This is a genomic window from Pseudoflavonifractor gallinarum (assembly GCF_014982855.1).
Taxonomy (GTDB): Bacteria; Bacillota; Clostridia; order Oscillospirales; family Oscillospiraceae; genus Pseudoflavonifractor_A; species Pseudoflavonifractor_A gallinarum.
Map to the genome: position 1 here is coordinate 78,997 of NZ_JADCKF010000001.1, position 26,048 is coordinate 105,044.

The 26,048-nt window shown below is 62.4% G+C and carries 26 protein-coding genes; 10 read left to right on the forward strand and 16 right to left on the reverse strand.

Annotation, left to right across the window (positions count from 1 at the left end; all coding sequences use genetic code 11):
• The 3 genes from INF37_RS00365 (at nt 1) to INF37_RS00375 (ending at nt 2,946) form a co-directional block, all read left to right on the forward strand.
• Nucleotides 1-1,008, forward strand: coding sequence for a DNA polymerase III subunit (locus INF37_RS00365; RefSeq protein WP_193535680.1), 1,008 nt, complete (start codon nt 1-3; stop codon nt 1,006-1,008).
• Between the two features lie 15 nt (nt 1,009-1,023).
• Nucleotides 1,024-2,316: a PSP1 domain-containing protein gene (ricT, locus tag INF37_RS15920; protein WP_193535683.1), complete on the forward strand. Its 1,293-nt coding sequence runs from the start codon at nt 1,024-1,026 to the stop codon at nt 2,314-2,316.
• Nucleotides 2,317-2,388: 72 nt separating this feature from the next.
• Entirely contained in the window at nt 2,389-2,946 is a 558-nt protein-coding gene (locus INF37_RS00375; RefSeq protein WP_193535685.1) for a sugar O-acetyltransferase, read from the forward strand.
• 538 nt (nt 2,947-3,484) lie between these two features.
• Here the strand turns inward: INF37_RS00375 and rnhA are convergent.
• From rnhA to dnaA, 10 genes are all read right to left on the reverse strand, one after another.
• Nucleotides 3,485-3,922, reverse strand: coding sequence for a ribonuclease HI (gene rnhA / locus INF37_RS00380; protein ID WP_101692572.1), 438 nt, complete (start codon nt 3,920-3,922; stop codon nt 3,485-3,487).
• Nucleotides 3,923-3,933: 11 nt separating this feature from the next.
• Nucleotides 3,934-4,332, reverse strand: coding sequence for an SHOCT domain-containing protein (locus tag INF37_RS00385; RefSeq protein ID WP_193535687.1), 399 nt, complete (start codon nt 4,330-4,332; stop codon nt 3,934-3,936).
• 6 nt (nt 4,333-4,338) lie between these two features.
• On the reverse strand, nt 4,339-6,810 hold the full coding sequence (gene gyrA / locus INF37_RS00390; protein ID WP_207730416.1) for a DNA gyrase subunit A: 2,472 nt from the start codon (nt 6,808-6,810) through the stop codon (nt 4,339-4,341).
• Between the two features lie 148 nt (nt 6,811-6,958).
• Complete coding sequence (gene gyrB / locus INF37_RS00395) at nt 6,959-8,902, reverse strand: DNA topoisomerase (ATP-hydrolyzing) subunit B (protein ID WP_101692570.1); 1,944 nt, start codon at nt 8,900-8,902, stop codon at nt 6,959-6,961.
• Between the two features lie 123 nt (nt 8,903-9,025).
• Complete coding sequence (gene remB, locus INF37_RS00400) at nt 9,026-9,292, reverse strand: extracellular matrix regulator RemB (protein WP_101692569.1); 267 nt, start codon at nt 9,290-9,292, stop codon at nt 9,026-9,028.
• Between the two features lie 4 nt (nt 9,293-9,296).
• Nucleotides 9,297-9,620, reverse strand: coding sequence for a Tat pathway signal protein (locus INF37_RS00405; RefSeq protein WP_193535710.1), 324 nt, complete (start codon nt 9,618-9,620; stop codon nt 9,297-9,299).
• Between the two features lie 26 nt (nt 9,621-9,646).
• Nucleotides 9,647-10,753, reverse strand: coding sequence for a DNA replication/repair protein RecF (gene recF / locus INF37_RS00410; RefSeq protein ID WP_101692567.1), 1,107 nt, complete (start codon nt 10,751-10,753; stop codon nt 9,647-9,649).
• Nucleotides 10,750-10,962 carry an RNA-binding S4 domain-containing protein gene (locus tag INF37_RS00415; protein WP_101692566.1) on the reverse strand — a complete coding sequence of 71 codons (213 nt, stop codon included), beginning with the start codon at nt 10,960-10,962 and terminating at the stop codon, nt 10,750-10,752. The genes recF and INF37_RS00415 overlap by 4 nt, the downstream gene beginning before the upstream one ends.
• A 58-nt stretch (nt 10,963-11,020) precedes the next feature.
• Nucleotides 11,021-12,133, reverse strand: a complete 1,113-nt coding sequence (gene dnaN, locus INF37_RS00420; protein WP_186963199.1) for a DNA polymerase III subunit beta — start codon at nt 12,131-12,133, stop codon at nt 11,021-11,023.
• Nucleotides 12,134-12,454: 321 nt separating this feature from the next.
• Complete coding sequence (gene dnaA / locus INF37_RS00425; RefSeq protein ID WP_101692564.1) at nt 12,455-13,783, reverse strand: chromosomal replication initiator protein DnaA; 1,329 nt, start codon at nt 13,781-13,783, stop codon at nt 12,455-12,457.
• 394 nt (nt 13,784-14,177) lie between these two features.
• On the opposite strand from dnaA, the gene rpmH reads away from it, so the two are divergent.
• From rpmH to INF37_RS00455, 6 genes are all read left to right on the forward strand, one after another.
• Entirely contained in the window at nt 14,178-14,312 is a 135-nt protein-coding gene (gene rpmH / locus INF37_RS00430; RefSeq protein WP_087261554.1) for a 50S ribosomal protein L34, read from the forward strand.
• A gap of 144 nt (nt 14,313-14,456) precedes the next feature.
• The gene (gene rnpA / locus INF37_RS00435) at nt 14,457-14,804 is read left to right on the forward strand and encodes a ribonuclease P protein component (RefSeq protein ID WP_101692563.1); all 348 of its coding nucleotides are present in this window, start codon (nt 14,457-14,459) and stop codon (nt 14,802-14,804) included.
• Nucleotides 14,801-15,019 (forward strand): membrane protein insertion efficiency factor YidD, encoded by a 219-nt coding sequence (gene yidD / locus INF37_RS00440; protein ID WP_101692562.1) that lies wholly within the window; start codon nt 14,801-14,803, stop codon nt 15,017-15,019. Before rnpA ends, yidD begins: the two co-directional genes overlap by 4 nt.
• Nucleotides 15,020-15,088: 69 nt before the next feature.
• On the forward strand, nt 15,089-16,522 hold the full coding sequence (locus INF37_RS00445) for a YidC/Oxa1 family membrane protein insertase (RefSeq protein ID WP_193535712.1): 1,434 nt from the start codon (nt 15,089-15,091) through the stop codon (nt 16,520-16,522).
• Nucleotides 16,523-16,525: 3 nt separating this feature from the next.
• Complete coding sequence (gene jag / locus INF37_RS00450) at nt 16,526-17,299, forward strand: RNA-binding cell elongation regulator Jag/EloR (RefSeq protein WP_193535714.1); 774 nt, start codon at nt 16,526-16,528, stop codon at nt 17,297-17,299.
• 252 nt (nt 17,300-17,551) lie between these two features.
• Nucleotides 17,552-17,893, forward strand: a complete 342-nt coding sequence (locus INF37_RS00455; RefSeq protein WP_101692559.1) for a hypothetical protein — start codon at nt 17,552-17,554, stop codon at nt 17,891-17,893.
• Nucleotides 17,894-17,957: 64 nt separating this feature from the next.
• Here INF37_RS00455 and spoIIID read toward each other — a convergent pair whose 3' ends face one another.
• Nucleotides 17,958-18,215 carry a sporulation transcriptional regulator SpoIIID gene (gene spoIIID, locus INF37_RS00460; protein ID WP_101692558.1) on the reverse strand — a complete coding sequence of 86 codons (258 nt, stop codon included), beginning with the start codon at nt 18,213-18,215 and terminating at the stop codon, nt 17,958-17,960.
• 105 nt (nt 18,216-18,320) lie between these two features.
• Entirely contained in the window at nt 18,321-19,028 is a 708-nt protein-coding gene (locus tag INF37_RS00465) for an ATP-binding protein (protein WP_193535716.1), read from the reverse strand.
• Nucleotides 19,029-19,140: 112 nt separating this feature from the next.
• Between INF37_RS00465 and INF37_RS00470 the strand changes: the two genes are divergently transcribed.
• On the forward strand, nt 19,141-19,806 hold the full coding sequence (locus INF37_RS00470; RefSeq protein WP_193535718.1) for a Crp/Fnr family transcriptional regulator: 666 nt from the start codon (nt 19,141-19,143) through the stop codon (nt 19,804-19,806).
• A 574-nt stretch (nt 19,807-20,380) separates the two neighbouring features.
• Here INF37_RS00470 and ychF read toward each other — a convergent pair.
• The 4 genes from ychF to INF37_RS00490 form a co-directional block, all read right to left on the reverse strand.
• A complete protein-coding gene (ychF, locus tag INF37_RS00475) occupies nt 20,381-21,472 on the reverse strand; it encodes a redox-regulated ATPase YchF (protein WP_101692555.1) in 1,092 nt (363 codons plus the stop codon).
• Between the two features lie 130 nt (nt 21,473-21,602).
• Nucleotides 21,603-21,914, reverse strand: a complete 312-nt coding sequence (locus INF37_RS00480) for a hypothetical protein (RefSeq protein ID WP_193535720.1) — start codon at nt 21,912-21,914, stop codon at nt 21,603-21,605.
• Nucleotides 21,915-22,086: 172 nt separating this feature from the next.
• Nucleotides 22,087-24,261: an ABC transporter ATP-binding protein gene (locus tag INF37_RS00485; protein ID WP_101692524.1), complete on the reverse strand. Its 2,175-nt coding sequence runs from the start codon at nt 24,259-24,261 to the stop codon at nt 22,087-22,089.
• A complete protein-coding gene (locus INF37_RS00490; protein WP_186963193.1) occupies nt 24,261-26,036 on the reverse strand; it encodes an ABC transporter ATP-binding protein in 1,776 nt (591 codons plus the stop codon). The genes INF37_RS00485 and INF37_RS00490 overlap by 1 nt, the downstream gene beginning before the upstream one ends.
• Between the last annotated feature and the right edge of the window lie 12 nt (nt 26,037-26,048).

Consider the following 26,048-nt stretch of genomic DNA (forward strand, 5'->3'; position numbering starts at 1 on the left):
ATGGATCTCCACGCGCTGGCGGGCAACGGTCCCCTCAAACGGCAGCTGGACCTCCAGACTGCCCGGCGGGGCCTCTCCCACGCCTACATTCTCAGCGGCCCGGCGGGCTCGGGCAAGCGCACCCTGGCCGCTCTGCTCTCGGCCGCGCTGGTGTGCTCCGGTCCCGCGGAGCAGGCCCCCTGCCTGCACTGCTCAGGCTGCCGCAAGGCCATGGGCGGCATCCATCCGGACATTGTGCGCGCCGGGGCGGAGGGCGACATCAACGTGGCCCAGATCCGCGCCCTGCGCGCCGACGCCTATATCCGGCCCAATGAGGCCGCGCGCAAGGTCTATCTGCTGGAGCGCGCCCATACCATGAATCCCAGCGCCCAGAACGCCATGCTCAAGCTGCTGGAGGAGGGACCGCCCTACGCGGCTTTTCTGCTGCTCACCGAAAACGCGGCCGCTCTGCTCCCCACCGTGCGCTCCCGGTGTGAGACCCTGACCCTCTCCCCCGTCTCTCTGCCTGAGGCGGAGGCCTTTTTATATGCCCGCTATCCCCAGCGCAGCCGGGAGGAGCTCTCGGCCGCCGCCCGGCGGTGTGAGGGCCTGCTGGGACGGGCTGTGGCCGAGCTGGAGGGAACGGCCGCCGTGGACTCCCGCCTGCGGGACACTGCCCTGCTGCTGGCCCAGCGTCTCTCCGCCGAGGACGAGCTGGCCCTGGCCGAGCTGTGCATTTCCCTGGAAAAGTGGGAACGGGACGATCTGGCCGCCCTCATGGGGGAGACTGTGCTCCTCCTGCGGGACGCGCTGGTCCAGCGTGCCGGGGCCGGACAGGAGGAAGACCCCCAGCGCCGCGCCGCCGCGGCCTCCCTGGCGTCTGCCCTCTCCCCCCGGGCTATGCTGGAGGCCATTCGGGTCCTGGAGGAGCTGCGCACCGCCTGCGGCTTTTACGTCGGCGCAGGTCATCTGGCCGGGTGGCTCTGCGCCCGCCTGGCCTCCATCCAAACGGCGCAAATTACCAGATAGATGAGGTTCCAAACTATGACGGAAATCATTGGCGTCCGCTTTAAGAGCGGGGGCAAACAATACTATTTCGATCCAAAGGGCACCCAGGTCCAGGCCGGACAGGGGGTCATCATCGAGACCTCCCGGGGCGTGGAATACGGCGAGTGCGTCCAGGCCAACACCATGGTGGAGGACTCCGCCGTGGTGCAGCCTCTGCGTCCCCTGGTCCGCATCGCCACCCCCAAGGATCTGGAGACTGTACGGCGCAACCATGAAAAGGAGGAGCGGGCCTTCCGCATCTGCCAGGAGAAGATTGCCGACCACGGTCTGGATATGAAGCTGGTGGACGTGGAATACAACTTTGACGGCAACAAGATCCTCTTTTTCTTCACCAGCGAGTGCCGGGTGGACTTCCGGGCCCTGGTAAAGGATCTGGCCAGCGTGTTCCACACCCGCATCGAGCTGCGCCAGATCGGCGTGCGGGACGAGGCCAAGATGCTGGGCGGTCTGGGCATCTGCGGGCGGCCCTTCTGCTGCTGCGGCTTCCTGGACGATTTTCAGCCCGTCTCCATCAAGATGGCCAAGACCCAGAGCCTCTCCCTCAATCCCACCAAGATCTCGGGCACCTGCGGCCGGCTCATGTGCTGCCTGAAGTACGAGCAGGACGCCTATGAGGACGCCGTCAAGCGCATGCCCAAGAACGAGTCCTTTGTGGAGACCCCCGACGGCGTGGGTACGGTCTCGCAGGTCAACCTCCTGCGGGAGACCGTGAAGGTCCGCCTGGATGACGAGCCGGAAAATCCCCGCTGCTATCACAACTGTGAGATCTGCGTGGTCCGCAACGGCAAGGGCAAGCGGCCCGAGGGCTATGTGGCCCCGCCCCCCGAGGAGTTGGCCAAGCTCCGCAAGGTGACCGCTCCCCCCGAGAGTGAGGAGGACCGTCTCTCCGCCGCCCTAGCCAATCTGACCCTGGCGGAGGAGCCCAAGCCCGCTGCCCCGGCTCCGGAAGAGGGCAGTGAGGGCGAGAAGCGTTCCCGCCGCCGCCGCTCCCGGAGCAAAAAGCCCGCACAGGCGGCCAAGCCCCAGGGCGAGGAGGCGCCTGCCAAGGAGTCCCGCGGGGACAAGCCCCGCACGGAGCGGCCCGCCCGGCCCCCCAAGCCAAAGAGTGAGCGGCCCGCACCGGCCAAGGAGGCCAAGGAGCACACCGAGTCCGCACCCGCCCAGGAGGGCGGCGAGGGACAGGAGAGCACCAAGAAGCCCCGCCGCCGGTACCGCCGTCCCCGTGGAAACCGCCCCAAGGGTGAGGGCGGCGCCCCTAAAGCCGAATGATTCTTCCCGCTGCGCTCCGCCCTCCCGGTGGAGCGCAGCGTTTCTCTTAACTTCAACGGAGGAGGAACTCCCATGACGGAACAGCAAAAAATGGCCTCCGGCCTGCTCTACGACGCCACAGACCCCGCTCTCGAGGCACAGCGCAGCCGCTGTAAGGAGCTGTGCCACCAGGCAAACCAGATCCCCCCGCTCCAGCAGCAGGCCAGAAATGCCCTCCTGCGCACCATTCTGGGCCGCACCGGCACACACTTTACCATCGAACCCTCCTTCTGGTGTGACTACGGCTATCACATTACCCTGGGGGAGCACTTCTATGCCAACCACAATCTGGTCATTCTGGACTGCGCCCCGGTGACCTTTGGGGATAACGTGTTTATCGCCCCCAACTGCGGCTTCTATACTGCCGGACATCCCATGGACCCCGCCACCCGAAACGCTGGCCTGGAGTGGGCCAAGCCCATCACCGTGGGCGATAATGTGTGGATCGGCGGAGGAGTCACCGTGCTCCCCGGCGTCACCATCGGCAGCAATAGTGTCATCGGTGCGGGAAGCGTGGTGGTCCATGACATCCCGGAGGGTGTCGTGGCCGTGGGCAACCCCTGCCGCCCTATCAAACCGGTGGAAAGGTAAGATACCAAGAAAAAGAGAGAGGATCGTTTTTTATAACGATCCTCTCTCTTTTTCTTCGCTTAGGATAGCGAGCCTACCCGGCGGGGGCACCGCTTTCTTTTCCGTAAGAAAGCGGCGGGAAAGAACGGGCCGGGGGATGCTTCCCCCGGCACCCCCTCAAAATACGCCCCAACGGGCTGGGCTCAAGTCTCAGCAATTGCAAAAGTCCGGTGAGCCAAAGGCAGAACCTTTCCGCCTGTCAGGCACTTGGTGAGTCTGGTGGTAAACTGACTCCTCTCTCCCGACGACAGTCGAAGTTGAGCGTTACCTAAAGTGCCAGACCAAAACCTCTCTTCAGCGGCGGAAAGCTTCCCCCGATATGGGTACGCACCTCTGCTGACGCTGGTCTCCCTTTTCCGCCGGGGGTGCACTGGGGGGAGGTCCGGAGGGGGAATCATTCCTGTTCCCCCTCCGGCGTTTTCTTTCCCCCCTCTTTCTTTTCGAAAAGAAAGAGGGGTTCCCGCCGAATAGGCGCGCTCCCGCGGGCAGGCGCCCTCCCCTACCGGAACTTCCGGCTCTCGGCCACCGCCAGCTCATCGCAGCGGTTGTTGAAGGGATTCTCAGCATGGCCCTTCACCCAGTGGAGATGGACTGTATGATAGTCGCACAGGTCCAGCAGCACCGCCCACAGGTCGGAATTGAGGGCGGGCTTCTTGTCGGACTTTACCCAGCCCCGGGCACGCCAGCCCTTGGCCCAGCCCTTTTCCAGGGCGTCCAGCACATATTTCGAGTCGGAATAGAGATCCACCTCACAGGGCTCTTTCAGCGCCTGGAGGGCCGTGATGACTCCGGTGAGCTCCATGCGGTTGTTGGTGGTCTGGGCCTCACCGCCAGAGAGCTCCTTCCTGTGGGGGCCATACTGGAGGATGGCCCCCCACCCGCCCGGTCCGGGATTCCCGGAACAGGCCCCGTCCGTATAGATGGTCACTTGCTTCATGAAAACTCCTCTTACAGATCCCGGAGGACCTCCTGCCGCTTCTGCTCATACTCCTCCGGGGTGATGAGCCCCTCGTCCCGGAGGGACTGGAGCTTGCGCAGGCGCTCCTCCGCCTGCTCCGGCTGTTCCGGGGCGGGCGGAGCGGAAGGCTCCACGGGGGCGGCCTGAGGTGCGGCGGGCTTTGCAGCGGCCGGAGCCGTGGGCGCATTCCGTCCCACCCGGCGGCTCTTGATGAGGGCCCGGTAGAGGTCCACCAGGGCAATGGCCCCGGCGGCCACCACCCACACCACGCCGAACATTCCCAGCTTAGGCACGCCGTAGATGGCGCCCAGTACGGCCAGCACCGCCATGATGAGCCCTTCCACCAGGGCCTGCTTGGCCCCCCGGCTCATGGTCTTCTTTTCACGCATATCCGATTACTCCTCCGTCTCCTGGGGAGCGGCCTCCGGAGCGCTCTCGCCCTCCTCACCGGCAGGCGGGAGAACGGTCTCCTCCTCCTCTTCCCGCTCGGTACGGGCGATGGAGATGACCTTCACACCCTCGCTCAGATTCATGACCTTCACGCCCTGGGCAGTACGAGAATAGACATTGATGCCCACGGCGTGGGTGCGGATGATGGTGCCGTCATCCGAGATGATGAGGATGTCGTCATTCTCGTTGACCACCTTCATGGCGGCAATGGGGCCGGTCTTGTCGGTGACCTGGTAGCCCTTCAGGCCGTAGCCGCCGCGGTTCTGGGGTCCGTCAGCGCGGATATACTCGTCCATCTCGGTGCGCTTGCCAAAGCCGTTCTCGGTGATCATGAGCACCTGGTGGTCCCGCTTGGCCCGGGCGGCCGCCACCACATAATCTCCGTCCCGCAGCTTGATGCCGCGCACGCCGTAGGCGTCCCGGCCCATGCAGCGCACGTCGGTCTCCTTAAAGCAGATCGCCATGCCCTCGTGGGTGACGATGAGCACGGCCTGCTCCCCGTCGGTCTCCCGCACGGCGATGAGCTCGTCCCCCTCGTCCAGGGTGATGCAACGGATGCCCGCCTTGCGGGCGGTGTTGATGGAGGAGAGCTGAAGCCGCTTGACGGTGCCGTTGCGGGTCACCATGACCAGATAGCGGTCCTCCGGGAACTCCCGCAGGTGGATCATGGCGGTGACCTTCTCGTCGCTCTCCACGGGCAGGACATTGACGATATTGGTACCCTTGGCGGTGCGGCCCGCCTCCGGGATCTGATAGCCCTTCTTCCGGTGGACCCGGCCCTTATTGGTGAAGAAGAGGATAAAATCGTGGGTGGAGGCGGTGAACACGGTCTCTACCATGTCCTCCTCCTTGAGGGTCTGGGCCGAGATACCCTTGCCGCCCCGGCGCTGCGCCCGGTAGGTGGAGGCGGGCAGACGCTTGATGTAACCGGCGGAGGTGAGGGTGAAGACGCACTCCTCCTCCTCGATCAGGTCCTCGATGTCGATGTCGTCCTCCACGAAGCCGATCTCGGTCTTGCGCTCGTCGCCGTACTTGTTGCGGATCTCAGTGAGCTCCTCCTTGAGGACGCCCCGGAGCATCTGCTCGTTGGAGAGCAGGTCGTTGTAGTAGGCGATCTTCTTCATGAGCTCGGCGTACTCGGCCTCCAGCTTCTCCTTCTCCAGGCCCTGGAGCCGCTTGAGCTGCATGTCCAGGATGGCCTGGGACTGAACCTCATCCAGGCCAAAGCGCTCCATCAGGCGCTCTTTGGCGTTGTCATAGCTCTCCCGGATGATGCGGATGACCTCGTCGATGTTGTCCTGGGCAATGAGCAGGCCCTTGAGGAGATGAGCCCGCTCCTCCGCCTTGCGGCGGTCAAAGATGGTGCGCCGGGTGATGACCTCCTCCTGGAAGGCGATGTACTCGTCCAGGATCTGGCGCAGGGTGAGGATCTTGGGCTGCTTCTGGTTGTTGACCAGAGCCAGCATGACGATGGCAAAGGTGGTCTGCATCTGGGTCTGGGCAAAGAGCCGGTTGAGCACCACCTGGGGATTGGCATCCTTCTTGAGCTCGATGACGATGCGCATGCCCTTTTTGCCGTCCGACTCATCCCGCAGGCCGGAGATTCCCTCCAGGCGCTTGTCGTGGACCTGGTCGGCGATATTCTCCACCAGGCGGGATTTGTTCACCTGATAGGGCAGCTCAGTCACGATGATGCGGGTACGGTTGTTGCCGAACTCCTCCATCTCGGTGCGGGCGCGCACCCGGATGTGGCCCTTACCGGTGGCGTAGGCCGCCCGGATGCCGCTGCGGCCCATGATGATGCCCTTGGTGGGGAAGTCGGGGCCCTTGATGTGCTCCATGAGGTCGTCCAGCTCGGCTTCAGGGTTGTCCAGCACGCAGATAGTGGCGTCGATGACCTCCCGCAGGTTGTGGGGCGGGATGTTGGTGGTCATGCCCACGGCGATGCCGGAGGAACCGTTCACCAGAAGGTTGGGGAAGCGGGAGGGGATGACCCGGGGTTCCTTCAGGGACTCGTCAAAGTTGGGGTCCCAGTCCACGGTCTCCTTCTCGATGTCCCGCAGCATCTCGTTTGCGATCTTTGCCATGCGGGCCTCGGTATAACGGTAGGCGGCCGGGGGATCGCCGTCCACCGAGCCGAAGTTTCCGTGGCCGTCCACCAGCGGATAGCGCATGGAGAAGTCCTGGGCCAGACGGACCAGGGCGTCATAGACGCTCTGGTCGCCGTGGGGGTGGTACTTACCCAGCACGTCGCCCACGCAGGTGGCCGACTTCTTGAAGGCCTTGTCGCTGGTCAGGCCGCTCTCATACATGGAGTAGAGAATGCGCCGGTGAACGGGCTTGAGGCCGTCCCGCACGTCGGGCAGGGCCCGGCCCACGATGACCGACATGGCGTACTCGATGTACGCGTCCTGCATCTCATGCTCCAGATTGATCTCCACGATCTTCTGATCGGGAAAGGTGATATCTTTGGTCTGATAATCGTTATTGCTCGCCAAAAAGCTCAACTCCGTTCAAGAGATAGATGGTTCCGGCGGGGCTTTCCACTCCCCGCCGGGCTGGGCATCAGTAGTCCAGGTTCATGGCCTTGCTGGCATTGCGCTCGATATACTCCCGGCGGGGCTCCACCTTCTCGCCCATGAGGAGGGTGAAGATCTCGTCGGCCTTGACGGCGTCTGCCATGGTGATGCGCTTGAGGGTACGGGTCTGGGGGTTCATGGTGGTCTCCCACAGCTCATGGGGGTCCATCTCGCCCAGGCCCTTGAAGCGGCTGATCTCCACCTTCACGTTGGGATTGCCGCCCCGCATCTCGGCGGAGATGGCATCCCGCTCCTCATCGGAGAAGGCCACGCGGGTGGTCTTGCCCCGCACCAGCTTGTACAGGGGGGGCACAGCGGCATAGACATAGCCCTTGTCGATGAGGGGACGCATGAAGCGGAAGAAGAAGGTCAGCAGCAGCGTGCGGATGTGGGCGCCGTCCACGTCGGCATCGGCCATGATGACCACCTTGTGGTAGCGGAGCTTCTCAGCGTCAAAGTCCTCCCCGATGCCGGCGCCCAGAGCGGTGATGACGGGGGTGAGCTTGTCGTTTCCGTAGACCTTGTCGGCCCGGGCCTTCTCCACGTTGAGCATCTTGCCCCACAGGGGAAGGATGGCCTGGAAGCGGGAGTCCCGGCCCTGCTTGGCGCTGCCGCCGGCCGAGTCGCCCTCGACGATGTAGATCTCAGTGAGAGAGGCGTCCCGCTCATAGCAGTCGGCCAGCTTGCCGGGGAGGGTGGCCCCGTCCAGAGCGTTCTTCCGGCGGATGTTCTCCCGGGCGCGGCGGGCAGCCTCCCGGGCCCGGTTGGCGGTCATGGCCTTCTCCAGGATGATCTTGCCCACGGCGGGGTTCTCCTCCAGGTACTCGGCCAGGCGGTCCGAGACGATGGAGTCCACCAGGGTACGGATCTCGCTGTTGCCCAGCTTGGCCTTGGTCTGGCCCTCAAACTGGGCGTTGGTGAGCTTGACCGAGATGACGCAGGTGATGCCCTCGCGGCAGTCCTCGCCGGAGACCTTGTCGTCGTTTTTCAGGATGCCCTTCTGCAGACCGTAGTTGTTGAGCACCCGGGTCAGAGCGGTCTTGAAGCCGGTCTCGTGCATGCCGCCCTCGGGGGTGTGGACGTTGTTGGCGAAGGAGACGATGTTCTCGTTGTAGCCGTCGTTGTACTGGAAGGCCACCTCGGCCATGGCGTCGTCCTTCTGGCCGGCAATGTAGATCACATCGCCGTGGAGGGGGGTCTTGTTCCGGTTGATGTAGGTTACAAACTCCCGGATACCGCCGGCGTAGTGCATGGTGTCTTCCTGCTCCTGCCCGGGACGCTCGTCCGCGGTGCGGATGCGCACGCCGGCGTTGAGGAAGGCCTCCTCCCGCATGCGGGTGTGGAGGATATCGTAGTCGTACACCGTGTCCTCGAACATCTCGGGGTCGGGCTTGAAGGTGACCACCGTGCCGTGGCGGTCGGTCTCCCCCACTACGGTCATGTCCTGGGTCACATGGCCCCGGGAGAACTTCATCTCATAGATCTTGCCGTCCTTGTGGACCTGGACCTCCAGCCACTCGGACAGGGCGTTGACCACGCTGGCGCCCACGCCGTGCAGGCCGCCCGAGACCTTGTAGCCGCCGCCGCCGAACTTGCCGCCGGCGTGCAGGATGGTGAACACCACCTCCAGGGCGGGCTTGCCGGTCTGGGGCTGGACATCCACGGGGATACCGCGGCCGTTGTCGGTGACGCGGATCACGTCCCCCTCCTGGATGGTGACCGAGATATCGTCACAGTAGCCGGCCAGGGCCTCGTCGATGGCGTTGTCCACGATCTCGTACACCAGATGGTGCAGGCCAGAGGAGGAGGTGGAGCCGATATACATGCCCGGGCGCTTGCGCACCGCCTCCAGACCCTCCAGGACCTGGATCTCGGAGCCGGTGTACTCGTGGTCCACCTGGGTCGAATTCAGTTCCAGTTCTTCAGACATAATGTAAAACCTCCAGTTTGGGATGGGAAATAACAAAACACGGGAAGCGCTTCCGGGAGAGCTCCCCGGAATCGCGCTTCCGGATAAAAGGGGCGCGCCGCCCCGTTGGGGGCAGAGCAGACCTCAGGTATCAAAGGTATTGCTCTCGGCCCGGCGCAGCAGCGTGGCCGGCGAGAGCTGGGAGATGTAGACGGTCCGCCTGCCGTCCCGCCCCACGCAGAGCACGAAGGACTTGGGCAGATCCTCGGACACGTTGACCACCCGCCCCTCCTTCTCGGCCCGGGTGAGGAAACTGCGGGTGCGGTGGGAGGCGGTGGTGTTGTCCAGATCAAAGATCCCCACCACGTCCCGGAAGGGGACCACCACGGACTGGCCCAGATGCAGATACACGGCGCTATTCCTCCTCTACAATTCGGGGACTCCAGCGGCGGCGGAAGATCCGCCAGCCCAGCGCCATGCCCAGCAGGGCAAAGAGGGCGGGCACGCCGGGAAACAGAATGATCTGGGTCAGGGGGGAGACCTGCTGGCTCTGCCAGAGGCGCCAGCGCCCCGCCCCGATGGCCCAGGTGATCCCCAGCAGCCCAAGGGGCGGAAGGAGGCGTAAGAGCCGCAGCAGACGCCATCCCCGTCCCGTCTCCCGCATGGTGAGGCGGCAGACGGTATATTCCAGCGCCACCCCCAGCAGCAGGGGCAGCAGCGTAAAGAGCACTAGGATCATATTGCGTTCCTCTCTCCCGGCGGGGGCTAGTCGGCCAGCGCGCCGGCGCGGATGTGGAAGGTCCTCCCCTCCCCCAGGCCGTCCAGAGCCTCCTCCTCACAGCAGGTGATGAAGACCTGTCCGCCCCGGATGCGCCGGAGCACGAAGTCCCGCCGGCGCTGGTCCAGCTCGGAGAGCACATCGTCCAGCAGCAGCACCGGCCACTCCCCCATGTCCTCCTGGTGGAGCTCCCGCTCGGCCAGCTTGAGGGAGAGGGCCGCAGTGCGGGTCTGCCCCTGGGAGGCAAACTGCTTGGCGCTACGCCCGTCGATGGAGACCAGCAGGTCGTCCTTGTGGGGCCCGGAGAGACAGGTGCGGCTCTCCAGCTCGGCCCGGCGGTGGCTCTCCTGGTGCTCCAGCAGTCTGGGATAGATCTCCCGGGTGGGGATCAGGGGGTCCTCCACCGTCTTGACCGTCTCATAGGAGAGGGTCATCTTCTCCCGCTCCCCCGAGAATTCCGCGTGGATGGGGGCGGCAAACTGGGCCAGCTTGCGGATAAAATGGGCCCGGTAGTGGATCAGGATCGCCCCGCAGCGGGCCATGCGGTCATTGAACTCGGGCAGCAGGTCCAGGAGAGAGGGCTTCTCCTCCCAGTCCCGGAGGATGCGCCGCTTGTGCTCGTGGAGACGGTTATACTCGGCCAGGGCGGCGGCATACCGGGGGCGCAGCTGACAGAGGGACTGGTCCAGAAAACGCCTGCGCTCGGCGCTCCCGGCCCGGATGAGCATCAGGTCCTCCGGACAGAAGAGCACGGTGTGCAGCCGCTCGGACAGCTCCCCCGCCGTCTTGAGCCGCACGCCGTTGGAGGTCATCCGCCGGCGCCGGCCCCGGGTCAGCTGTACCTCCACCTTGAAGTCCCGCCCCCGGCTCTCCAGCTGGGCGCAGATGCGGGCGGAGGGAACGTCGAAGCCGATGAGCTCCCCCTCGCTCCTGGCCCGGTGAGAGGGCGCCCCGGAGAGGTAGCGCACCGCCTCCAGCAGATTGGTCTTGCCCTGGGCGTTCTCCCCGTAGATCACGTTGACGCCCGGGGCGAAGTCGGCGGAAAAGGAGCGGTAATTGCGAAACCCCTCCAGCTCCAGGGTGCGGACCATCATCGCACGGTCAGCCGGTCGTTCCGCAGCTCCACGGTGTCACCGGGGCGCAGCTTCTTGCCCCGCATGGTGCAGACCTCGCCGTTGACCCGCACCAGGCTGTCCTGGATCAGGTTCTTGGCCTCTCCCCCGGTGGACACGGCCCCGGCAAACTTGAGAAAGGCCTCCAGTTTGATGAATTCAGTGGTAATGGCTACTTCCTTTTCTTGCATGTGTGCTTCCTTTCTCCTGCACGGGACTGCATAATTATGCGCCCCGTGCGGCTCTCCCTTATTCCCCGGCCTTCAGGCGGACGGGCAGGACCATATACAGAAAGTTTTCTTCTCCCTCGGCGGGCAGGATCACGCAGGGGGACACGCTGGTGGTCAGCTCCAGCCGGACCCGGTCGGCGGGGGCCGCCTTCAGGGCGTCCATGAGATAGCGGTTGTTGAAGCCGATCTCCAGACCGCCGCCGTCCCCGTCGATGGGGCACTGGTCGGCTGCGTCTCCAATGGCCGTTTTTGTACTGATTTTCAGCATATTTTGCTCAAAAACGCAGCGAAGCGGGCTTTTTAGTTTATCACTGATGATGAGGGAGACACGGTCGATGGAGGAGAGGAGGGCACGGGTGTCTCCCTCTACCTTGATGGAATTGTTGCGGGGGATGGCCTGGCGGTAGGCCAGGAATTCGCCCTCCAACCGGCGGGAGACCAGCATGGTCTCCCCCACTTTGAACATCACATGGCGGGCACCCTGAGTGATTGAGGCCGGTTCTTCCACATCGGAGCAGATTTTTTCCACCTCGGAGAGGGCGGCGCCGGGCACAACAAAGGAAAATTCTTCCGCTCCTTCCTTTTTTTCGATGCTCTCGTGCCGTAGGGCCAGACGGTAGCCGTCCACTGATACGATGGTGAGGCCGTCTTGGCCCACTTCAAAGAGGGAGCCGGTGTGGATGGGGCGGCTCTCGTTGTCGCTGACGGCGAAGAGGGTTTGAGAAATCATAGATTTTAGCTTATTTTGCCCAATTTCCAGGGAGTTTTGGTATTCAACAGTGGGAAGTTCTGGAAATTCTTCCGGGTCGGTGCCCAGAATGTTGAATTCGCTCATGCCGCATTTGATGTTGACCATGTAGTGTTCGGCGGTAAATTCTACGATGTCGTCGGGGAGCTTACGAATGATCTCTCCAAAAAGACGCGCCCCCAGGACGAGGGTACCTTTGGCGCGGATTTCGGCGGGTACGGTGGTGCGGATACCGGTTTCCAGATTGTAGCCGGTGAGTCTGAGTTCCTGATCGGCTTCTAACAGGATACCTTCCAGAGCTGGAATGGAGCTCTTTGGAGACACAGCACGTGACGTTGTGCTGATGGCTGCCTGAAGAAGGGCTTTTTCGCAGGAGAATTTCATTGAGATGGGACCTCCGTTTCGGTGCTCCTGGCCTCCGATGGGGAGAAAAGGAGAGGGTAATAAGTTCGTAGTAATAGCAGTAGGGGAAAATTATGTGGAAAAGTGGATGTTTTGCTTGCGGCGCTAAGATTTGCCCGTCCACAGGGGGTGTGGATAAAAAAGGGTGCTTTCCACATCCTTTTTGGGCAGCCGCAGGTTTTCCACAGGGAATTGTCCACAAGCCCACAATTTGCGGTGGAGATGTGGAAAAGTGGAAGATCACCGCGGCGGCGGGCCGCCGCTCCCTCCACACAGTGGGTCTGCGGGGTGGAAAAGGGGGCTTTAATTGTCGTAGCGGGCGTTGATATTGGAGTTGAGATCTTTGATAATCTCGGCCACTTCGGGGTTGGTCTTCATGAGTTTTTCCACCCGATCGATGGAGTGCATGACGGTGGTGTGGTCCCGACCCTCAAATTCCTTACCGATCTCCTTGAGGGAGAGATTGGTCATGCGGCGGATCTGGTACATGGCGATCTGCCGGGCGAGCGCGGTATCCTTGGTGCGGCCCTGTCCCCGGAGGGCGTCGTTTTCGATGTTATAGAACTTGCACACCTCTTCGATGATGACATCGGGAGAGGGGAGAAAATCGGCCTTGTCCTTGCACATGTCCCGGACGGCGCGGATGACGGTGTCCACGTCTACGCTTTCCCCCATCAGCTCCTGGAAGGCCAGGATCTTGTTGACGGTGCCCTCGATCTGGCGTACATTGGAGGTGATGTTGTCCGCGATATACTGGAGGACGGGCTCGGGCAGGTTCATGCCCCGGCGGATGGCCTTGTTTTTGATGATGGCCACCCGGGTCTCGTAGTCGGGTGGCTGGATGTCCACGGGCAGGCCCCACTCGAACCGGGTGCGCAGCCGGTCGTCCAGGCGCAGCATCTCCTTGGGGGGACGGTCTGCGGTAAAGACGATCTGGCGTCCGGCCTCATAGAGGGTGTTGAAGGTGTGGAACATCTCCTCCTGGGTAGACTCCCGTCCGGCGATGAACTGCACGTCGTCCATGAGGAAGACGTCGGCAGAGCGGTATTTTTCCCGGAATTCCTCGTTGCGGCCCTCCCGGATGGCCTGGACCAGCTCGTTGGTGAAGGTGTCCCCCTTCAGGTAGATGACCCGGAAGTCCGGGTGGTTCTGGTGGATCCGGTGGGCGATGGCGTAGAGCAGGTGGGTCTTGCCCAGGCCGGATTCCCCGTAGATGAAGAGGGGGTTATAGCTGTGGGCGGGGTTTTCGGCCACGGCCAGGGCGGCGGCGTGGGCAAATTTATTGGAAGAGCCCACGACGAAGCGCTCAAAGGTATAGTCCTCGGTGCCGGGCATGAAGGAGCCGTCGTCCACCGGCTTGGCGGTCTCGGTGAACTCCTGCAGCTCCCCCTCGCCCAGGACCACCACGTCAAATTCGGAGGAAAAGAGCTCGTGGAGGGCCTTTTTGATGGAGGGAAGATAGCGGGAGAGGATGATGTCCCGCTTGAAATTGGAGGGTGTGTGGAGGACGAAGCGGTTGGCGTCCAGGGAGACGGCCTTGGCGTCGTCGAACCAGGTGTTGATGGTGGTGGCGGTCATGTCCGCCTCCATGAGGGAGAGTATTTTAGCCCAGACGTCCGCTGGAGAATTCATGAGTAAGACCACCCCTTGGGGGAGAAATGGGAGGGCCCGGAGGCCGGAAGGGTCCATTTCCCCAATTCTATATGTTGACATTTTATTATACCAGACAAACCGCAGCAAGGCAACGAGTTTTCCACATATACCTTTAAAATAATAAATAGGGTTGTGGAAAACTGCCTCGGCGGGTACAAGATATAGCGTGGATGTGGAAAAGTGGAAAAAATGAAGCCCAAAAAGACAGAAAAATGGTGTTGACAGGGCATTTCTTCATACGCTATAATACAGATTGCACCATGTCCTTATCTGGTGTAAAGCATTTTTCCTTTTGACGACCGCGGCCGGAATCCGGCCGTTGTGGCGGGCAGGTGGAAAACCTGCCAGAATAAGTACAGGAGGTGTACCGGAAATGGTTCGTACCTATCAGCCCAAGAAGCGCCAGCGCTCCAAAGTGCACGGCTTCCGTAAGCGCATGGCCACCGCGAATGGCCGCAAGGTGCTGGCTCGTCGCCGCGCCAAGGGCCGCGCCCGTCTGTCCCACTAAGCTGGAACAGCTCGCGCTCCGGGAAACAAACGGCATAGCGTCATAACAAGGGGCGGGGGAGTTTCATCCCACCGCCCCTGCGTAGCATCATGGGGAAAAGAGGCTGGTCCTCCCTTCCCCGGGAAAGAAAAAAGGGGAAGCGCCGTGAAAGATACCGTCTCGCTCAAATTGAACCACGAATTCCGTCGGCTCTACAGCAAGGGAAAGTCGGCGGTCTCGCCCTGTGTGGCGGTGTACTGCCGCCGGAACAAGCTGGGGAAGAACCGGCTGGGCCTGACCGTGGGGACCAAGGTGGGCAAGGCGGTGGTCCGCAACCGGACCCGCCGCCGCATCCGGGAGGCCTACCGGCTCCATGAGGGGCAGTTCCAGGTGGGCTATGACATCGTGGTGGTGGCGCGGGTGCGTGCCTCCTTTGCCCGTTATCGGGAGATCGAGCGGCAGCTTCTCAAGACCATGGATAAGCTGGGACTGGTCCGGAGGGAGAGCGTATGAAGGGTCTCCTTTTGGCCCTGATCCGCTTTTACCGCGCTAACATTTCCCCGCTGCGTCCCCCCTGCTGCCGGTTTATCCCCACCTGCTCGGCCTATGCCCTGGAGGCGGTGGAGAAGTACGGCGCGTGCAGGGGGGGCTGGCTTGCCCTGCGCCGGATTTTGAAATGTCATCCCTTTCACCGGCAGAAGAGCATCCAGTATGACCCCGTTCCCTGAGCCGTTTGTCTTCCAAATGTATCCCAGCGCCCCCATCCCGCGCGTGACTATCACTTTGGAGGCTGACACATGAAAATTCTCCTCTCCCCCTTTGTATGGGTGCTTAACACGTTTTATCAGATGACGGGCAGCTACGGCCTTGCCCTCATCCTCTTTGCGCTGGTGGTGAAGATCATCCTCTTCCCCTTCCAGCTCAAGGGCAAGAAGAGCATGATCCAGATGAACATGCTCTCCGGTCAGATGCAGAAGCTGCAAAAGCAGTACGGCAAGGACCGGGAACGCTACAACGCAGAGGTACAAAAGCTCTATGAGCGGGAAAAGGTCAACCCCATGGGCGGCTGCCTGTGGTCCTTTATCCCCCTGTTCATCCTGCTGCCCCTCTACTCCATCATCCGCGAGCCTCTGGTCTACCTGATGAACGTGGATGTAGACAATCTGAGCGCCATCGCCGATGTGCTCAACTGGGGCCAGGTGGCCTTTGACCAGAACTGGATCAAGACCGCCGGCGAAGCCTTCAACAACGGCGGCTATCATCAGCTGTACCTGTCCTCCCTCATTACCCCGGAAAACATGGCGGCGGTCCAGGCCGTGGCCGGGGAGGGCGCCAATATCTTCCCCATCAACTTTGACTTCCTGGGCATCTTCAACCTGGCTCTGGTGCCCCAGCTCAAGTTCTGGACCATCAGCGGGGGCTTTGCCCTGTTCCTGCTGCCCGTAATCTCCGCGGTGTCGGGCTTCATCTTCTCCCTGATCTCCCAGAAGACCAACGCGGTGAACAAGCAGTCGGCCGACGCCCAGAACAACCCCACCATGAAGACCATGCTCATCACCATGCCTCTGATCTCCCTGTGGATCGGCTTCTCCATGCCCGCGGCCCTGTGTCTCTACTGGATCATCCAGAACCTGCTCTCCATGGTGCAGGAGTTCATCTGCGGCAAGATGCTCAAGAAGGACTACGAGGAGGCCGCCGCCAAGGCAGCCGAGCGGGAGCGCCTGGAGAAGGAAGAGGAAAAGGAGCGCAAGCGCCTGGCCGCGGAGGAGCGGGCCCGCCGCATCGAAGAGGCCAAGCACGCCAAGGGCAAGAAGAAGAAGGAAATCCTGGAGTCCATGGAAAAGGACAACAAGGATACCGCCGTCATCTCGGTTAGCGGCATCGGACTGCGCTCCTATGCCCGTGGCCGGGCCTATGACCCCAACCGCTTCAGCCCCGACGGCCCCACCCCCTACCACGATCCCGACCGGGACTGGGACAACGCCAAGCAGGCCCAGGACACCCAGGAGGAGAAGAAGTCCCTCTTCGGCCGCAAAAAGAAGGCCGGGGAGCCGGTACAGACTCCCGTGGTGGAAGAAGAGAAACCTGTGACGCCTGTGGAGGAGCCCAAGATTTCCACACCGGAGACTCCCGCGGTGGAAAATGAGTCCGCAGACGATGTGGCCGAGGCGCCCTATGCCCCGGAGTCCGAGGAGGAGACTTCCCCGGAAGACGACAGCAAGGAGGGATAAGCCGTGCTGAAATGGATTGAGAGCACCGGCAAGACGGAGGAGGCCGCCGTAGAGGCGGCCCTGGCCAAGCTGGGCCTGGACCGGGACGATGTCTCGGTGGAGGTCCTGGAGCGGGCCAAGTCCGGTTTTCTGGGCATCGGCAGCTGCCCTGCCAAGGTGAAAGTGACCTATGAGGCCCCGGACGAGGTAGAGGAGGCCCCCGTGGTTTCCGCTCCTCCCGTGGAAGAGGTGGTCCCGGCCGCTGCCCCGGTACAGCCTGAGTCTGTGGCTGAGCCTGTCCCCGCGGCGGAGCCTGCTGCCGACCTGAGCGGCGATGAGGCGGCCGAGCGGATCCACAGCTTCCTCACCGGCCTGCTGGCCCATATGGGTGCGGAGGCCACGCCCCGCATCGAGCTGGACGAGCGCGGCAACTATCAGGTGGAGCTGGTGGGCCACAACCTGGGGGCCCTCATCGGCCGCCGGGGTGAGACCCTGGACGCCATCCAGCAGCTCACCGTCTATGCCGTCAACCGCGGCCTGAACAAGCGGGTGCGCATCCATCTGGATGCCGAGCACTATCGTGCCAAGCGGGAGGAATCTCTGGAGCGTCTGGCCAACAAGGTGGCCGGTAAGGTGGTCAAGTACCGCCGTAACGTCACGCTGGAGCCCATGAACGCCTATGAGCGCCATGTGATCCACACTGCGCTTCAGGACTACCCCGACATCACCACCTACTCGGTGGGCACTGAGCCCAACCGCCGTACCGTGGTGGCTTACAGCCGGGGCGAGCACCGGTAAGTAAATTTGCAGCAAGAGGCGGGACCCGTTTCGGGTCCCGCCTTTTCCACAGGTAAGCAGAAAAAAGTGGACAATACCGGGAAAATCCCTCTTGCAAGAATCGAACGTATGTTGTATAATCTTGTCGAACAAAAGTTCTTTTTGCCAAAGGGGAACAAAGTGCCCCGCTGCCGCGTCCAAAAGGAAAAGGCCCCCGCCCGGGACAGACGGAGGACCGGGGCAGCGCGCAAGGGCCACGCAGGAGGGATCGGTATGGAGACAACCTATCTGAGTATGGATGCCCGCTATGTGACGGTCTTTCGCGGGGTAGAGGAGCAGGCCAGCGGCGGGGATCGGGTATGTTTTACCCGGCGGTCCCGCACCCCCTCCTGCGCCCCGTCTCCTGCCGGGAAGGTGGTGGACCTGGCGGCCTACCGCCGCCAGCTGGAGTGCGCCTCAGAGCCCGAGGAGGCCCCTTCCCTGCCCACCCCCATGCGGGAGGAAATACCGGCCCGCAGCCGCCCGTGGAGTGAGCGGGTAGGCCTGGTGCTGGATCTGTGCGCCACCGGGGCCATCCTGTGTCTGACGGTGGGCGTGCTGCTGTGCTGCCTGTAAAAGAGAAGACCATACGGAACAAGAGAACGCCGCCGGCAGATGCCGGCGGCGTTCTTTCTGGTGTTCATACTTGGTGGGCGTGGCGGTACTTCTCCCGGGTGGCGATCCCTCCCCGGATGTGCCGCTGGGCCTTGTTCTCGTCCAGCACGCGCTTGACCTGGTGGTAGAGCGGCCGGTTAAACCCGGGCAGACGTTCGCTCAGGTCCTTGTGTACCGTGGATTTGCTGATGCCAAACTTCTGGGCGGCGGCACGGACAGTGGCCTTATGCTCGATGATGTACAAGGCCAGCTGTACGGCCCGCTCTTCCATGTTTCCCTTCACATAGCAACAACTCCTCTGCGCTTGCAGATGCACAGCTAACTATATGTGAAAGGAGCGGGGAGTATGTGGAAAACCAGAAAGCGTTTTTGGAAACGTGCGGAGAGATCAGGGCAGGATCTCGCCCTGGGTGGAGATGGTCACCACCTGCCAGGGGAGGAATTTGCCGCTGCGCTGGAGGGCCTGCTTGACCGCCAGCTCGATCCCGCCGCAGCAGGGGACCTCCATGCGCACCACGGTGACGCTCTGGATGTCGTTGTTGGCCAGAATTTCGGTGAGCTTTTCGCTGTAATCCACGCTGTCCAGCTTGGGACAGCCCACCAGGGTAATTTTTCCACGGATGAAGTCCCGGTGGAAGTTGGCGTAGGCGTAGGCAGTGCAGTCGGCGGCCACCAGGAGCTTGGCCCCGTCCAGCCAGGGGGCCCGGGTGGGGACCAGCTTGATCTGGACCGGCCACTGCATGAGCTCACTCTCCTGCTGGGCGGGAGCAGGCGCGGCCGTCCGAGCCGGACGGGAGAGGGACCGGGCGGCGCTGCCGGGACAGCCGCAGGGCAGGGGTGCAGACTGGGCGGCCTTGGCAGACGCCTGCCGGGCCAGAACGGCGGCCTGGTCGTAGGGGGCGGCTTCCCGCTCCACAAAGGTGATGGCATTGACGGGACAGGCGGGCAGGCAGTCCCCCAGACCGTCGCAGTAGTCGTCCCGCAGCAGGCGGGCCTTGCCGTTTACCATGCCGATGGCCCCCTCGTGGCAGGCCTTGGCGCAGGCTCCGCAGCCGTTGCAGGCCTCTTCGTCGATGTGAATGATCTTGCGGACCATAGTGATTTCCTCCCTCAGCGATGGGCGGCTTCGCCGCCTTTTTCTTGACTTTGTGCTCTGAGTATACTATGGTAAGAGAAAAAAAGCGGTTGGAAATCCAACGGAGGTAATCATGGAATCATTGGCAGCATCCCTTCTCCCCTGTCCCCTCTTCCGGGGCGTGTCCGCCGGGGAGCTCTCGGCTATGTGGAACTGTCTCCAGGCCCGGTCGGCACACTATGAAAAGGGGTGTATGATCTGGGAGGAGGGCCGCGCTGTACGGGAGGTGGGCGTGGTGCGCTCTGGAGCAGTACACATCCTGCGGGACGACTTCTGGGGCAACCGGAGCATCCAGGGGCAGGCCGGGCCCGGCGACCTTTTCGGAGAGGCCTACGCCTGCGGGGAGGAGCCCCTGGGGGTCAGCGTCCAGGCGGTGGAGGAGAGCGAGATCGTCTTCCTGGATGTGGAGCGGATTCTGACGGTGTGTCCCTCCTCCTGCCCCTTCCACGCCCGGCTGATCCACAATCTGGTGGGCGCGCTGGCCCAGAAAAACCGTCTGCTCAGCAGCAAGATCGACCAGGTCTCCCAGCGCACCACCCGCAGCAAGGTCCTCGCCTATTTGTCCTGGCAGGCCCAGCGGGCGGGAACAGCCCGCTTTGCCATTCCCTTTGACCGGCAGGGGCTGGCCGACTACCTGGCCGTGGACCGCAGTGCCCTCTCCGCTGAGCTGGGGAAAATGCGCCGGGAGGGGATCCTGGACTTTCACAAGAACCTCTTTGAGCTGAAGGAAGAGCCGTAATTATGCCTACTAGGCGGGGGCATTTGCTGCGCTCGCCGCGCGGGCCGCCTGTTCGGCGGGAACCCCTCTTTCTTTTCAAAAAGAAAGAGGGGGGAAAGAAAACGCCGGAGGGGGAACGAGGACGCTTCCCCCTCCGGACCTCCCCCTCAGTGCACCCCCGGCGGCGACGGCAGACCAGCGTCTGCGGGGTGCGTACCCACATCCGGGGAAGCTTTCCGCCGCTGACGAGAGGTTTTGGTCTGGCGCTTTTGGTAGTCTCCAACTTCGACTGCCGTCGGGAGAGAGTACCCAGTTTACTACCAGGCTCACCAGGTACCTCATAGGCAAACGCCATTGCCTTTGGCACAACCGACCTTTGCAATCGCAGAGACTTGAGCCCAGCCCGTTGGGGCGTACTTGAGGGGGCGCCGGGGGAACCATCCCCCGGCCCGTTCTTTCCCACCGCTTTCTTACGGAAAAGAAAGCGGTGCCCCCGCCGGGCAGGTGATGCCCGCCGAACAGGCGCACTTCCCATTATAAAAACCCCCGGGGCACGGAAAATCTCCGTACCCCGGGGGTTACTTGTTTTTTACGCTTACACGTTGAAGCGGAAGAGGACGATGTCGCCGTCGTGCATGACATACTCCTTGCCCTCGGAGCGGACCAGGCCCTTCTCCTTGGCGGCGTTCATGGAGCCGTTGGCCTTCAGGTCCTCAAAGGCCACCACCTCGGCGCGGATGAAGCCACGCTCGAAGTCGGTGTGGATCTTACCGGCGGCCTGGGGGGCCTTGGTGCCGTTGGTGATGGTCCAGGCGCGGCACTCGTCCTCACCGGCGGTGAGGAAGGAGATGAGGCCCAGCAGGGTGTAGCTGGCCTTGATGAGGCGGTCCAGACCGGACTCCTGGATACCCAGATCCTCCAGGAACATGGCCTTCTCTTCCCCGTCCAGCTCGGCGATCTCGGCCTCCAGCTTGGCGCACACGGGGATAACCTGGGCCCCCTCCTTGGCGGCGATCTCCTCCACCTGCTTGTAGTAGGAGACGTTCTGGTAGTCGGCAAAACCATCCTCATCCAGGTTGGCGGCATAGATGATGGGCTTGAGGGAGAGCAGCTCACTGGTAGCGATGATGGCCCGGTCCTCCTCGTCACACTGGAAGGAGCGGGCGGAGTTGCCGTCGTTCATCCAGTCCCGCAGGGCGGTGAAGAGCTCCACCTCGTGGAGGAACTTCTTATCGCTCTTGGCGGCCTTCTGGGCCTTGTCGATGCGCCGCTCCACCATCTCCACGTCGGCCATGATGAGCTCGATGTCGATGATGCCGATGTCGCGGACGGGATCGGTGGAACCCTCCACGTGGATGACGTTCTCGTCGTCAAAGCAGCGCACCACATGGACAATGGCGTTGGTCTCCCGGATGTTGGCCAGGAACTTGTTGCCCAGGCCCTCGCCCCGGGAGGCGCCCTTCACGAGGCCGGCGATGTCCACGAACTCGATGACGGCGGGGGTAGTCTTTTTGGGCTTGTAGAAGTCCGAGAGCCAGTCCAGCCGCGCGTCGGGCACGGCCACCACGCCCACGTTGGGGTCGATGGTGCAGAAGGGGTAGTTGGCGCTCTCCGCGCCGGCGTTGGTGATGGCGTTGAAGAGGGTCGATTTGCCCACGTTGGGGAGACCCACGATGCCGAGCTTCATATCAAAGACGTCCTTTCGGTGTGAAAATACGAAATTAGCCTATCTATTATACTGGATACCGGGGCAAAACACAAGGCTGCGTGCAAAAAAGCCCCCGGCTCTCTCAGAGAGCCGGGGGCCGCCAAACCCCTTACAGCAGGCACCACACCACCGTGTAAATCACAAAATACAGGATGGGCGGCAGGAGGATTAACAGAGAGGAGACAAAGGGCAGACTGGAAATATCCCGTTTAGGGGGTGGGGCTTCGGAAGCGACGGTGGGACTTCTGGTGTAATAGCTCAGGTTGCTCATGGTGCCATCCGTACCCACACAGCATAGGATCTCCACCAGCAGGATGATGGCCACAAAGATCTGCATGGGCCAGTGCTTCACGGTGCCGTAAATGGCGAAGAGTGCAAAGAGGACATAGTAGACGATATATCCGATGGTCCGCTTACTCACAGGGGCCACCTCCTTCAACCGACCTATACATACCACATAAATGGATGATATCTGCGGTGAAACATACCATCAATGCATGGGAAGCCCCTCCTTTTGTCAAATTTTATCATGGATGCTTGCTCCTGTAAATAAAAATCCGGCCCCCGTACCGGGGGCCGGAAAAAAGATCGGCTCAGGAGAGCTGGAACTGTCCGGTGTAGAGCTGGTAGTAGCGGCCCTTCTGCTCCAGAAGCTCCTCGTGGGAACCCTTCTCCTCGATCTCGCCGTGCTCGATGACCACGATGCAGTCGGAATTGCGCACAGTGGAGAGGCGGTGGGCGATGACGAAGACGGTGCGGCCCTCCATCAGGGCGTCCATGCCCTGGGCGATGAGGGCCTCGGTCCGGGTATCGATGGAGGAGGTGGCCTCGTCCAGGATCATGACCGGGGGATCGGCCACCGCCGCCCGGGCAATGGCCAGCAGCTGCCGCTGGCCCTGGCTCAGGTTGCCGCCGTCGCCGGTGACGAAGGTGTTGTACCCGTCAGGCAGGCGGCGGATGAAGGAGTGGGCATTGGCGATCTTGGCGGCCTCAATGCACTCCTCATCGGTGGCGTCCAGCCGGCCGTAGCGGATGTTGTCCATGATGGTGCCGGTGAAGAGGTGGGTATCCTGGAGCACCGCGCCCAGGGCGTGGCGGAGATCGTCCTTCCGGATGGACTGGACGTTGATGCCGTCAAAGGTGATCATGCCGCCTTCGATCTCATAGAACCGGTTGATGAGGTTGGTGATGGTAGTCTTGCCCGCGCCGGTGGAGCCCACGAAGGCGATCTTCTGGCCGGGGTTGGCATAGACATTGATCTTTTTCAGGATGCGCTTTCCGGGCACATAGGAGAAGTCCACATCGGTGAAGCGGACCGCGCCCTTGAGCTCGGTGAGGTAGTAGTCCTCGCCAGGCACATTGCGCACCGTGCCCCGGATAAGGTGGAGGGTGGTCTTACCGTTGGGATCGGCGTACTTCCAGGCCCAGCCGTGTGCGGAGAGCAGGGACAGGTCGGCGATGGGAGTAAGAGCCCCGTCGGCCTCCACCCGCACCCAGAGGCTCTCCTCCGAATCCTGATGGGGGGGCAGGAGCTTGAGCCCCTCCCCTGCCCGGACGGCCTGCCCCAGCTCGATGAGGTTCCCCTCTTCCCGGAGGACGGGAACCAGGGACATGGCGGCGGTGCGGGGCGTCTTCCAGGCCCAGGTGTGGGGATGGCCGGAGCCGGTGTGGGCAGAGAGGGTGCCGTTGGCGTCCTTCTCGGCCGGGACCAGGGTGACCACGCCCTGGTCCTCCTCGGGCTGGGCGTCCATGGCGTCAAAGATGCGCTCGGCGCCCGCCAGGGCGGACAGGATGGTGGTCAGCTGCTGGGAGATCTGGCTCAGAGGCTGGCCCACCTGACGGCAGTAGCCCAGATACAGGGTAAAGGAGCCCAGCTTGAACCCGGCCAGCAGGGAGAGCACGCCGCCGAAAGCGGCGGTGAGGGCATAGCCCACGTTCATAATGTTCATGGAGATGGGCATGACTGCGGTGGAATAGAAGCTAGCGTTGGTAGCCGCATCCCGGTAGGTCTCATTGAGGCCCTGGAACTGCTCCTTGGCCTGCTCCTCATGGGTAAAGGCCTTGACCACCTTGAGGCCCTCGATCATCTCCTGGATGTTGCCGTTGACATCACCCAGGGCATCCTGCTGCTTCTTGTAATACCGGCGGCTGCGTCCGCCGAAGACCTTGAAGACCAGGAAGGTGGAACCCAGAGTCAGAACAGATACCAAAAAGAGCAGAGGGCTCACCACCAGCATGACCACTACGATGCCCACGAACATGATAGCGCTGGAGACCAGGGAGACCAGACTCTGCTCCAGAGCCATCTGGACATAGTCGGCGTCGTTGGTGAAGCGGCTCATGAGCTCGCCGTGGGTGTGCTTGTCGAAGTAGGACAGCGGAAGGGTCTGGAGGTGATCAAAGAGGTCTTTGCGCAGGCGGTTGGTGCCCCGCTGGGCCAGCTGGACCATGATGGCCGACTGGGCGTAGACCGCCACCACGCCCACCAGATAGATGCCAACCAGCTTGAGGATATCCACAAGGAGGTCCATGGGGCCGGTATAGCCGCCGTAGGCGATGTTGTTGATGATGATGAGGTTGATGAAGGTGGAGCCGCCAATGTTGGTGCCTACCGAGAGCAGCAGGCACACCAGCACCAGAAAAAGGGGCCACTTCCGCTTGGTAAGGTAGCCCAGCAGGCGGGAGACCGTCCGCTTCAGGTCCTTGGGCTTTTCAAAGCCGCCGTGAGCTCCCGGGCCCCGCCGGGGCGCGCCGTGTGTATTGGCCATTACTCCTTCACTCCTTCCTGCTGAGACTGATAGATCTCCTGATAGATCTGGTTTGTGGCCATGAGCTCCTCATGGGTGCCGATGCCGTTGATCCGGCCGTCATCCAGGACCAGGATCCGGTCGGCATACTGCACCGAGGAGATGCGCTGGGCAATGATGATCACGGTGGTGCCCGCCAGGTTTTCCTTAAAGGAGGCACGGATGAGACCCTCGGTGGCCGAGTCCACGGCGGAGGTGGAGTCGTCCAGGATCAGGATGGAGGGATGGCGCAGCATGGCCCGGGCAATACACAGCCGCTGCTTCTGACCGCCCGAGACATTGGTGCCGCCCTGGTCCAGCATGGTGTCAAAGCCGTCGGGCAGGTTCATGACAAAGTCGTAGGCCTGGGCGTTCTTAGCGGCCTGGATCATCTCCTCCTCTGTGGCGTCGGGACGACCCCACAGAAGGTTCTCCCGGATGGTACCCGAGAAGAGCACGTTTTTCTGGAGCACCATGCCGATGCGGGCGCGCAGCTCATCCAGGGGATATTCGCGCACATCCACGCCGTCCACCAGCACCGCGCCCTCGGTCACATCGTAGAACCGGGGGATCAGGTTGACCAGAGAGGACTTGCCGGTACCGGTGCCGCCCACGATGGCCAGGAACTCGCCGGGCTTTACCTGGAAGTTCAGGTCCTCCAGTACGTCGTCGCCCGAGCCCTGAGCCTGATACTTGAAGGAGACATTGCGGAACTCCACCTCGCCCCGGGGAGCCTCCAGATAGAGGTCCCGCTCTTCCGCCTTGGGCACATAACCCGCAGGCAGAGGCCGCCGGGCGCCGTCCCGAATGGAGGGACGGGTCTCCAGCACCTCGTCGATACGCCGGGCGCAGGCGATGGCGCGGGAGAGCTGGAGCAGACTCATGGAGAGCATCATGACGCTCATCAGGATCTGGAAGATGTAGGTGATAAAGGAGCTCAGATCGCCGATGAGCATGGTGCCGCCCATGACCTGGCCGCCGCCGATGTAGAGCACGGCGGTGGTGGCCGCGTTCATGCTCAGAGTCATGATGGGCAGGATGAGGACCACGGTCATATCCACCTTCATGGTGGCGGCCGTCAGCTCGTCATTGGATTTCTTGAACTTGGCCTTCTCATGGACCTGCCGCACGAAGGCCTTCACCACCCGGATGGCCACCAGGTTCTCCTGGGTGGTGTTGTTGAGGGCGTCGATGCGCCGCTGCATGCGGTCAAAGAGCTTGCTGCACGTGCGCATGAGCAGGCCGATGGCCAGCGCCATCAGCGGAATGATGACCGCCATGACCAGGGTGAGCTGGGCATTGATGGTGATAGCCACCGCGAGAGCGGCCACCAGCATCACCACGGCCCGCACCAGCATCCGCAGGGCCATAGCCACCATCATCTGAATGGCGTTGACGTCGTTGGTGGTGCGGGTGATGAGGGAGGCCGAGGAGAAGCGGTCAATGTCGGCAAAGGAAAATTCCTGGATCTGATTGAAGAGGCCACGGCGCAGATTGGCGCCAAAGCCCTGGGCGCTGATTGCGGCGAATTTGGCGCAGAACATGCCGCAGGTCATGCTGAACATGGCCAGGATCAGCATACCCAGGCCGGTCTGAAGAATGTAGGCCAGATCCTGATTGACAATGCCTACATCCACGATGGCGGCCATGAGCCGGGGGAGAGCCAGTTCGCAGGCCACCTCCAGGATCGCCATCAGCGGGGTGAGTATGGCGTATTTCTTGTACTCACCCAGGTATGGAAGCAGTTTTCGAAACATACCTTCTTGTTC

Excerpts from the sequence above, each read along its gene's own strand:
- INF37_RS00365 (WP_193535680.1), top strand. The coding sequence starts at position 1 with ATGGATCTCCACGCGCTGGCGGGCAACGGTCCCCTCAAACGGCAGCTG.
- ricT (WP_193535683.1), top strand. The coding sequence starts at position 1,024 with ATGACGGAAATCATTGGCGTCCGCTTTAAGAGCGGGGGCAAACAATAC.
- INF37_RS00375 (WP_193535685.1), top strand. The coding sequence starts at position 2,389 with ATGACGGAACAGCAAAAAATGGCCTCCGGCCTGCTCTACGACGCCACA.
- rnhA (WP_101692572.1), bottom strand. The coding sequence starts at position 3,922 with ATGAAGCAAGTGACCATCTATACGGACGGGGCCTGTTCCGGGAATCCC.
- INF37_RS00385 (WP_193535687.1), bottom strand. The coding sequence starts at position 4,332 with ATGCGTGAAAAGAAGACCATGAGCCGGGGGGCCAAGCAGGCCCTGGTG.
- gyrA (WP_207730416.1), bottom strand. The coding sequence starts at position 6,810 with ATGCAGGACGCGTACATCGAGTACGCCATGTCGGTCATCGTGGGCCGG.
- gyrB (WP_101692570.1), bottom strand. The coding sequence starts at position 8,902 with ATGTCTGAAGAACTGGAACTGAATTCGACCCAGGTGGACCACGAGTAC.
- INF37_RS00405 (WP_193535710.1), bottom strand. The coding sequence starts at position 9,620 with ATGATCCTAGTGCTCTTTACGCTGCTGCCCCTGCTGCTGGGGGTGGCG.
- recF (WP_101692567.1), bottom strand. The coding sequence starts at position 10,753 with ATGATGGTCCGCACCCTGGAGCTGGAGGGGTTTCGCAATTACCGCTCC.
- INF37_RS00415 (WP_101692566.1), bottom strand. The coding sequence starts at position 10,962 with ATGCAAGAAAAGGAAGTAGCCATTACCACTGAATTCATCAAACTGGAG.
- dnaN (WP_186963199.1), bottom strand. The coding sequence starts at position 12,133 with ATGAAATTCTCCTGCGAAAAAGCCCTTCTTCAGGCAGCCATCAGCACA.
- dnaA (WP_101692564.1), bottom strand. The coding sequence starts at position 13,783 with ATGAATTCTCCAGCGGACGTCTGGGCTAAAATACTCTCCCTCATGGAG.
- rpmH (WP_087261554.1), top strand. The coding sequence starts at position 14,178 with ATGGTTCGTACCTATCAGCCCAAGAAGCGCCAGCGCTCCAAAGTGCAC.
- yidD (WP_101692562.1), top strand. The coding sequence starts at position 14,801 with ATGAAGGGTCTCCTTTTGGCCCTGATCCGCTTTTACCGCGCTAACATT.
- INF37_RS00445 (WP_193535712.1), top strand. The coding sequence starts at position 15,089 with ATGAAAATTCTCCTCTCCCCCTTTGTATGGGTGCTTAACACGTTTTAT.
- INF37_RS00455 (WP_101692559.1), top strand. The coding sequence starts at position 17,552 with ATGGAGACAACCTATCTGAGTATGGATGCCCGCTATGTGACGGTCTTT.
- INF37_RS00465 (WP_193535716.1), bottom strand. The coding sequence starts at position 19,028 with ATGGTCCGCAAGATCATTCACATCGACGAAGAGGCCTGCAACGGCTGC.
- INF37_RS00470 (WP_193535718.1), top strand. The coding sequence starts at position 19,141 with ATGGAATCATTGGCAGCATCCCTTCTCCCCTGTCCCCTCTTCCGGGGC.
- ychF (WP_101692555.1), bottom strand. The coding sequence starts at position 21,472 with ATGAAGCTCGGCATCGTGGGTCTCCCCAACGTGGGCAAATCGACCCTC.
- INF37_RS00485 (WP_101692524.1), bottom strand. The coding sequence starts at position 24,261 with ATGGCCAATACACACGGCGCGCCCCGGCGGGGCCCGGGAGCTCACGGC.
- INF37_RS00490 (WP_186963193.1), bottom strand. The coding sequence starts at position 26,036 with ATGTTTCGAAAACTGCTTCCATACCTGGGTGAGTACAAGAAATACGCC.